The 3,124-nt window shown below is 66.1% G+C and carries 1 protein-coding gene and 1 pseudogene; one reads left to right on the top strand and one right to left on the bottom strand.

What is annotated here, in order from left to right; translation table 11 throughout:
• Positions 1 to 572 precede the first annotated feature (572 nt).
• Positions 573 to 2,972, top strand: coding sequence for a Helicase associated domain protein (locus tag ACIBG6_RS39395; RefSeq protein WP_399227585.1), 2,400 nt, complete (start codon positions 573 to 575; stop codon positions 2,970 to 2,972).
• Positions 2,973 to 3,022: 50 nt separating this feature from the next.
• Here ACIBG6_RS39395 and ACIBG6_RS39390 read toward each other — a convergent pair.
• A pseudogene (locus ACIBG6_RS39390) lies at positions 3,023 to 3,124 on the bottom strand (IS5/IS1182 family transposase); the annotation flags it as partial.

Raw genomic sequence — 3,124 nt, 5'->3', positions numbered from 1 at the left:
CCCGCGGAGCGGGATATGCCCCGGCAAGCCGGGGCATAGAGTGCAAATTGCGCAAGCGCAATTTGAATTCCGGCGCAAGCGCCGGAATAGAATTCCGTAAACGGAATTCAGAAAGGGAATGTAATTCGCGCAAGCGCGAATTACAGGCGACCGCGCAAGCGCGATCGCCCGGGCTGGCTGAAAGGGGAGGGTGCATCGCGTGCGGGCCTGTGTAGGGTCTGGGAATACTCACTATTCCCGCAACGAGGATGACGGACCATCGACCTGACGGAGTGTCGGCCCCACCGTAGTGACGGGCTCCGCTGCGCTCCACCCGAACCACCCCTCCCCCACCCTCGAAACCAGCCACTCACGTTTACCCATGGCCGTCAGTACGCCGAATGAACCATGAGTGCGAGGGCGAATCAGTCAAATGTCAGTCTCCAGGTCGAACCTGCCGCGGGAGTGATGCATCATGGGTCTTACCTGTGTAGAGTCTGGGATCAGACACCACTACCCCGTCCCACCACTCGCCGCACCGGACTTTCTTTCTGATTACGCCGCGCCGTATTCCGCAAAAGGAGAACATGGAAATGGCCATGAAACTGCGTGCCCATCAGATCGAGGCTGTTTCTGCCATTGTGCGCGGTCTCGATGTTCCGCCGGGTGGTATTCCTTGGAATGGCCTGCGTGGGCAGGTACACGCCGCGTGCGGGACGGGGAAGACCATCATTGCGGCGGCGTCGGCGAGGCGGCTCGTGCCCAAGGGGCGCATTCTCGTCCTGGTGCCGACGCTGGATCTTCTGACCCAGACCGTGCAGGCGTGGCGCGGGGCCGGGCATGCGGGGCCGGCGGTTGCGGTGTGCAGCCTCACCGATGACCCGGAGCTGTGGAGCCTCAAGGTGCGCTCCACGACGAATCCTGTGCAGCTGGCTCTGTGGCATGGCTCCGGGCCTGTGGTCGTCTTCGGGACGTACGCCTCGCTGGGGGTCCTGGCGGAGGCTTTCGAGGGTGTCTACGGGCAGCAGTTGGATCCGATGGACCTGACGGTGGTGGATGAGGCGCACAGGACGTCCGGATCGATGGGTAAGGCGTGGGCGGATGTCCATGACCAGGGGGTCATTCCGTCGCACCGCCGGCTATATCTGACGGCGACGCCGCGGATCTGGGAGGAGCGGCTGAACCGCGAGGTCGCCGAGGGGGTGCGGGACCCGCTGCCGCGCGAGATGGCGGCCTCCATGGACGACGAGAAGGTCTTCGGGCCGGTCCTCTACAAGCTCTCGCTCGCGTCGGCCGTGTCGCGTGGGCTGCTGGCGCGGTACCAGATCATCGTCCTGGAGCTCCAGGACCCGGTCGTCACCCCGGAGCGGCTGATGGGCGAGGGGCGGCACAGCGAGAAGGTGCGCGGGGAGCGTCTCGGAGCCCTTCAGGCCGCGTTGCTGCACGCGATGGCGCAGCACGGTCTGTCGACGTGCATCACGTTTCATCATCGGACGATGGAGGCGCAGGCGTACGCGGAGGGTTTGGAGCGCGTCGCGGCGAAGCTGCACGCGGACCGGCTCGAGACGTACCCGAAGCGGATCTGGGCGGACTGGCTGTGTGGTGAGCATGTCCCGGAGCGCCGACGGGAAGTGCTCGCCGGGTTCGGGACCACGGCGCGGCGGGCCGTGCTCTCGAACTGTCGTGTCCTGGGTGAGGGCGTCGACATCCGGGCCGTGGACAGCGTGGCCCTGTTGGACCCGAAGGGCGCGCCGCATGACATCGTGCAGGCCATCGGCCGCGCTTTGCGTCAGAAGCCGGGAGAGGGAAAGCTTGCGTCTTTGATCGTGCCGGTTTTTCTTCAGTCCGGGGAAAAGCCGGAGGATATGTTCACGTCGGGTTCGTATCGGCCTTTGGTGAAGGTTCTTGAGGGGTTGCGGGCTCACGATGAAGAGGCCGTGGAATTGCTGGCGATTCCGCAGGAGCCTCAGAAGGACGTGGCGCAGCCGTCCGCGTACATCGGTCCGCCGCCCGGGGAAGGCGAGGATGAATCCCGTCTGCTGCTGCGTTTTGCTGCTCCGCGTGACCCGGTGATGGTCGCGGAGTGGGTGTCGTTCAACGTGATCGACACGGAGAAGCAGGACTGGGCGCGTGGCTGGGTGTCGCTCAAGAAGTTCACTGAGCGTGAGGCGCATGCCAGGGTTCCGTACGGGCACAAGGAGGGGGCGTACCCGCTGGGGCAGTGGGTCGCGGAGCAGCGACGGGCGTACGGGGCGGGGCAGATGAGCGGCTCGCGCACCGGGCGGCTGGAGAAGTTGGGCATGGTCTGGTCGCTGGCGGATGAGCGGTTCCAGGAGAACCTTCAGGCCGCCAAGGCGTACTACGAGGAGCACTGGACGCTGTGCGCTCCCCGGTCGGCGACGATGTTGGACCGGCCGGTGGGGCAGTGGCTGTCGAATCTCCGGCGGCCTGGTGCGCTGGACGGGCATCCTGAGTGGAGGACGGCGCTTCAGGCCGTGGACGGGGACTGGAACCCGGTGTGGCCGGCCGAATGGCAACGGCACTACGCCGTGGTGCGGGAGATGCTCGCCGAGGAAACCATCCTCGCCTACGTCGAACCAGGCGTCACCGTACACGGCATGGACATCGGGAAATGGCTGGCCAAGCAGCGGAAGCCGGAGGTGTGGGCGGCCCTGACCGACGGGCAACGCGAGCGCCTGGAGGCCATCGGCGTCTTCCCGCATGCGCCGGAGCCGGACGCGCCCGCGAAGCCTTCCACGGCACCCGTGAGCGCCTTCGAGCGGGGTGTTGCGGCCCTGGCGCAGTACAAGGCCCGGGAAGAGCACCTGAGGGTCCCCAGGGGGCACGTAGAACGGCTCGAGGACGGCAGCGAAGTCCGACTCGGAGTGTTTCTGAGCAACAGCAAGAGCAGGCGCGGGAAGCTCACCGCCGACAAGCTTCAGGCGCTCGCTGCTCTCGGGCTGGAGTGGGCGGCCACAGAAGGAGCGGCATGATGACCGCGCTCGAGGAAGAGCGCCGCGTGCAGGAAGCCTTGCGACGGCACGCCCTTCTTCTTGCGGTTCGCGGCCTGGTCCTTCTTCTCCGGGACGACTGCTGTGATGTTGCGTTTTCGCAGGTAGCGGCGGTTTCCGCGCGATGAGTAGGC

Source organism: Streptomyces sp. NPDC050842, assembly GCF_044456565.1.
Lineage (GTDB): Bacteria > Actinomycetota > Actinomycetes > Streptomycetales > Streptomycetaceae > Streptomyces.
The sequence above is the reverse complement of the archived record's forward strand: the minus strand, read 5'-3'. Positions and strand labels throughout refer to the sequence as shown.

Coding starts and splice junctions, on each gene's coding strand:
- ACIBG6_RS39395 (WP_399227585.1), top strand. CDS start 573: ATGGCCATGAAACTGCGTGCCCATCAGATCGAGGCTGTTTCTGCCATT.